Source organism: Lysobacter sp. DMC104 (genome assembly GCF_056313665.1).
On the sequence record NZ_JBQUZW010000029.1, the window covers coordinates 1 to 5083 of the forward strand.

The 5083-nt window shown below is 64.7% G+C and carries 3 protein-coding genes; 2 read left to right on the top strand and 1 reads right to left on the bottom strand.

Features of this window, described 5'->3' with window-relative positions:
• Positions 1–114 precede the first annotated feature (114 nt).
• Complete coding sequence (locus ACT53R_RS19580) at positions 115–1194, top strand: site-specific integrase (RefSeq protein ID WP_476173592.1); 1080 nt, start codon at positions 115–117, stop codon at positions 1192–1194.
• A 131-nt stretch (positions 1195–1325) separates the two neighbouring features.
• Here ACT53R_RS19580 and ACT53R_RS19585 read toward each other — a convergent pair whose 3' ends face one another.
• Positions 1326–1538 (bottom strand): hypothetical protein, encoded by a 213-nt coding sequence (locus tag ACT53R_RS19585; protein WP_476173593.1) that lies wholly within the window; start codon positions 1536–1538, stop codon positions 1326–1328.
• 304 nt (positions 1539–1842) lie between these two features.
• On the opposite strand from ACT53R_RS19585, the gene ACT53R_RS19590 reads away from it, so the two are divergent.
• Positions 1843–5010: a hypothetical protein gene (locus ACT53R_RS19590; RefSeq protein ID WP_476173594.1), complete on the top strand. Its 3168-nt coding sequence runs from the start codon at positions 1843–1845 to the stop codon at positions 5008–5010.
• Positions 5011–5083 lie beyond the last annotated feature (73 nt).

Genomic DNA, 5083 nt, shown 5'->3' on the forward strand with positions numbered 1-5083 from the left:
TTAGCCATGCATGCCGCCCTCCGACGCGACTGCCCTACTCTGTTGATTCCGTACTAACGATAAGTGATGATTATCGTTAGTACGGGCCCTACTTCATAACGTACATTACATAATATGCAACGAAATTGCATTTCACTGGCCAGCCCTGCGGCGGCCACCAACGTGGTGCTGCCCGAGCAATTGGCGGAGCAAGCTGCGGACGCCGTGCGCGAATTGCTCGCGGAAGCGGCTGCGGCCAACACCACCCGCAGCTACGCCACCGCCCTGCGCTACTGGGCCGGCTGGCACCAGGGCCGCTATGGCATCGACCTGAGCCTGCCGGTCAACGAGGCCGTGGTGATCCAGTTCTTGGTCGACCACATCCAGCGCAAGAACAAGGCGGGCCTGGTTAGCGAGCTGCCGCAGGCGCTGGATCGGGCGTTGGTTGCGGCCGGCCTCAAGGCCAGAATTGGGCCGCTCAAGCTCTCGACCGTGGTTCAACGCGTAGCGGTGCTGTCCACCGCACACAAACTCAAACGCCTGGCCAACCCCTGCGAGCTGCCCAGTGTCAGGACACTGCTCAGTCGTGCTCGTCGTGCCGCGGTCAAACGCGGGGAACGCCCAACCAAGAAGACCGCGATTGCCCGGCCTGAACTCGAAGCGATGCTCGCGACTTGCGATGACAGCCTGGAGGGCCTGCGCGATCGCGCCCTGCTCTGCTTTGGGTTCGCCAGCGGCGGGCGCCGGCGCAGCGAGATCGCTGCGGCCGACATGCGCGACCTGCGCAAGGTCGGCGACGACGGCTACATTTACCGGCTGGAGTACTCAAAGACCCAGCAGTCCGGGGCCAAGGCGGATTCGACGCCTGACAAACCAATCCTCGGGCGCAGCGCGGAAGCTCTCGCGGCTTGGCTAGAGGCCGCCGGGATCAACGAGGGGGCGATCTTCCGGCGCATCTGGAAGGGTCGGGTGGGCCCTGCCCTGCTCCCGGGCTCAGTGGCCGCGATCGTGAAGCGCCGGGCGAAGCTGGCAGGGCTTGAGGGGGACTTCGGGGCGCATAGCCTACGATCGGGATTTGTGACCGAAGCAGGCAAGCAAGGTGTACCGCTGCCTGCAGTAATGGCGATGACGGAGCACCGGTCCGTGGCGAGTGTGATTGGGTACTTTCAGGCCGGAGCTGCCGAAGACAATCCAGCAGCTCGCTTACTGAAGTGAGGTCCGGTCATCGCTGACTCGCCTCGTCCGTATCCGGCCAGAAGCGGACAATGGCTTTGCGCAAGCTATGTCGATTGGCCTCTGTGTCCAAAAAATAAAAATGGCCACCTCGTGATCGAGGTGGCCATTGATCATCCTTTTGCGAACTCGGAAGGAAGTTTCCCTGCCGCCAATGCTTCTTCGTAGATGCCAGGCACATATAGCGGCAAGTCACCCGATACCGCCGTGCCCGCTTGGTATCCCAGCATCAGCGCCTGGCCTTCCTGAGAGACGTCCAGCGCCAAGAACTCCTTGGCTTCCAGCTTGATGCCTTCCGGCAGCGGCAAAGAGCCGCCGAAATACACGGCGCGTTTCCAATGACGTTGGCTCTCGGCTCGACTGTGCCGGCCGACGGTCGCGCCGCCGGGGCCAAGCGAATACAAGCTGCCAACGGCCCGCGGTTCGAACAACTCGCCGGGCACAGATGCTGGCCGGTGCAACATGGGCTTACCTGACTTCTATGCCTTCCCGAGGCCCGGAGGCTGCCCGGGCGACCTAGAATGAAGGCCTATGTCCAGCGGCCCTGATCCAGATCGATCCCCTCCACCGCTCCGCGTCACCAGCGGAGCGGGCTTCGACTTCGAAGATCGCGTTGGCGCCTGGCTGCTGATGAAGATGCTGGTCGGCGAGCCGGTACCGTTCATTGGTGGCCGGGGCTCGACGCTGCAAGCGCAGGTTGCGGCACTGGGCTGGAAAATCGATGACCTTCTGGTCACCAGTGTCCAAGGCGATGGGTCGCTTCGTCAGCTGGCCTTGTCGTGCAAGGGCAACGTCCAAGTCACCGGAACGTCGCTGCCGGCCAGCTTTGTGTCCGCGGCGTGGGCGCAGTGGCATCACGCCGACAACCCGCTGTCGCAATCCACGAACCACTTGGCGCTGGTCACAGCGGCGCGACATGCCGACTTCGACGCGGCATGGCGAGAGGTCAAACTGGCTTGCGCAGGGGCTGAGCCGGACTTGGGCTTGGCTCGCATCCGCGAAAATGCCAAGCAGTCCCAGTTGTTCGAGAGCGTCGCCGCCAAGGCGCCGGGCGAGCACGCCTCGGATGAAGACACGCGTCAGCTGATCCAGCGACTGGAGGTGTTACCCATCGAACTGCACGCGGTCGATGCGCTGCGCGAGAACGAGGCGATTGGTCAGTGCCGGCAGCTGTTGGCCTCGGGTGATTTGCCGGGAGCCGAGGCGTTGTGGGAGCGCTTGCTCAACTTGGCCAAGGACGCGCGTCTCGAACACGGGACCCTCCGGTTGCTCGACGTCTGGGAACAGTTGCGCGTTTCCTTCGATCTGCGGGACCACCCGGACTACCGATCGGACTGGGCGATCCTGTCGCGCTACTCAGCGGACCAGTCCGCGAGCATCGTCACGGCGTTGCCGAACGGACATCGCCTGGCGCGCGCGACTGAGACAACCCAACTCGTCGAAGGCCTGCGTGCAGACGTCGTGTCCATCGTCATCGGTGAATCGGGCAGCGGCAAATCGGCGTTGGCCAAGGCGGTTCTCGATGCCAACTGGTCGACGGCCGCGCAGCTTTGGTTGGGGCCGGAGGCGGCGGCCACGGTGCTGTCCGCGGTCAGACGCGGGCCGGCGGGTCTGCGCCACGAGTTGCGCGACCTGCTGCGCGGAACTCGTGCTCGCGAGAACGTGCTGGTCCTGGATGCGGCCGAGCAACTGGATGCTGCCGCCCTGGCCACGTTGGCGCAAGCGCTGTCGAGCGAATTGGTGGGTAATGTCGCGCACCGGCTCGCCGACTGGCGTGTCGTGGTCACAACGCAGCCGCGCGGGTTGCCGCAGCTAACCGCGGCGTTCGCCAAGCACGCCACGCACCTTGTCGAAATAGGCCCCGTGTCGACCGCAGAGGTCCGGGAGGCGGTGGCGGCCTCGCCGAATCTGCGGTGGCTGACCAGCCACGAGGCAACGCTTTTCGCCCTCACCAGCCTCAAGGCACTGGCGTGGGTGCTCGGGGCCGGCGCGAGCCTGGCCACGGCCGCGACCCCGTTGACTTCCCACATCCAGGTCGTGGAGGCGCTGTGGCAATTTTGGACGCAGCAAGACTTGGCAGCGCAAGCGCTTCTCATGCAGTTGGGCATGCGCGACGCGGAGTCGGAACACAGCTTCGCGCTGTCGTCGCTGGACGGCGATCAGCTAAAAGCGATCCAAGCGGGCCAAGCGACCCTGCCGTTGCGGGTGGACTCGACGACCAATCGTGTGCGATTCGAACACGACCTGGCCGCGGATTGGGCGCGTTTCCAACGCCTCAAGGAGCTGTCGACCGATCCCCAAGCGTGGGCAGCACTGGCTGCCCACCCGATGTGGGCCAACGCGTTGCGCCTGCTCGGCCAGCAACTTCTCCGTCGCCCTGCGGGGAACGGTACAGCCTGGGACGAAGCCTTCGCCATCGACAGCCCGCGTGCCGGCGTGGTGCAGGGCATCTTGTTCGATGCCCTGTGCCTGGATCCAGAAGCACTTCGCTTCTTGACCGAACGAGCAGACTGGTTGCTCGCTGACCACGGCCAGCGATTCGACCAACTGCTTACGCGCTTTCTCCACATCGCCACCTTGCCGCCGCAGACAATTCAAGCCTCGAGCGGGTGGTTCGAGCTATACGCGGAAACCCATCGCCGCGCGATCGTGATCGCGCGATGGGTGCCCATGCTGCAGTTCGTCCTGGCGCAGCAAGACAAGCTCGCAGAGCGAATGTCCGCCCCACTCGCCCGGTTCACGCACAGCTGGCTGACGCAAACGCCCAAGGATTTGGGCGAGAACAGTCCGACCCCGTTCCGCGGCGAGCTGGTCGATTTGGCGGTCGCAGTGGTTCGCTCGATACAAGTGCGCAGTGGTGCGGGCGATATCCTGGGCGACGTCGAAACCGAGTTCTACGCGGCGGTGCTTGCAGGCACGCCGGATCGACCCGCCGAAGTCGCGGCGTTGGTGCGTGAGCTGAGCGGGCGCACGCCGATCAACGCGCAGACCCAGTCGAGAATCCAGACCATCCTCGCCGAGCGCCACGCCCAGCACCAGCGGCGATTGGCGGCCGACCCCATGTTGCGCGCCCGTCACGAGGCCGCACGCCAAGCGAGCCGGATGGGCGGCCTGGGTCGGGAAAAGTTGCCGCCCTGGCCCATCGGCGCCAGCCATCGGGTCGACCGGGACTTTCGCAAATCGTGCTTCAAGGGCGGCGTCTTGGAGCCACTCATGCGGGTCGACCCCGCGACCGCCGCGGAGGTGTTGCTGGCGCTCATCGTCGACGATGAACCCGAGCGCGATTTTGATGCGGGTCGCCATCCGTACCGGGAGCGCCTGGGCCTGGATTATCCCGTCGACGCATTTCCCGCGATCTTCTGGAAGAGCCCGTTCTGGCCGTTTCTTCAGATCGCCCCCGATCACGCTCTTGCAGCGCTGCTGCAGCTGGTCGCCTTTTGCACCGAGCGCTGGGCCGAAGGCTCGCGCCGTTATGGCCTGGAACTGCCGATGGACGGGGCCGTGCACACCTTTACCGGTGGGCCGGACGTGTTCGCCTGGTCACAGGAAAGCTCCGCGCAGACGGGCAACCTGCATTGTGCGCTCGACAGCCTCGAATGTTGGCTGGTCACGCGGATCAACGAAGGCCTCGACGTGTCTGCCCGGGTCAGGCAGCTGCTTGCCGAATCGCGTTCGGCCGCGATCGTCGGCGTGTTGGTCAACGTGGGCAAGCATCAACCGCTGCTGTTTTCAGGCCCGTTGGCGCCGCTGTTGTCGCGACCGGAGCTGTATGCCTGGGACAGCCACCGGGTGGAGTGACCTGAGACGAATCATGTAGCCGCCCGGGAGGTGAGTTCTCTACCCTCGACAGACCAAGGAGAACTCATGAAGA